This window comes from Snodgrassella sp. M0110 (assembly GCF_016101465.1).
GTDB classification, from domain to species: Bacteria; Pseudomonadota; Gammaproteobacteria; order Burkholderiales; family Neisseriaceae; genus Snodgrassella; species Snodgrassella alvi.
Genome location: NZ_JACFQM010000042.1, coordinates 1 through 276 on the forward strand (window position 1 = coordinate 1; position 276 = coordinate 276).

The following is a 276-nucleotide window of genomic DNA, read 5'->3' on the forward strand; positions in this document are numbered from 1 at the left end:
ATCTGACCAATATCAATGGTAATATCAGTACAGCAAACAGCAATATCGCTGCTTTACAGTCTGATGCGCTGCAATGGAAAAAGAATGTCAATGGTAACGGCGGCTTTTACGATGCCAGCCATGGCACCAGTCAGGCGCAGAAGATTACCAATGTGGCTGCAGGTCAGCTGGAAAACGGTTCTACTGATGCGGTTAATGCCGGTCAGCTCTATCAGTTATCCACCTCTTCTGCTACCAGCTTCAGCTCACTGTCTACTGTTGTAAGCCGTGCCGGTG

1 pseudogene is annotated in these 276 nt (G+C 48.6%); it reads left to right on the forward strand.

Going from position 1 to position 276, the window contains the following annotated elements:
- A pseudogene (locus tag H3T84_RS12030) lies at window positions 1–276 on the forward strand (hypothetical protein); the annotation flags it as partial.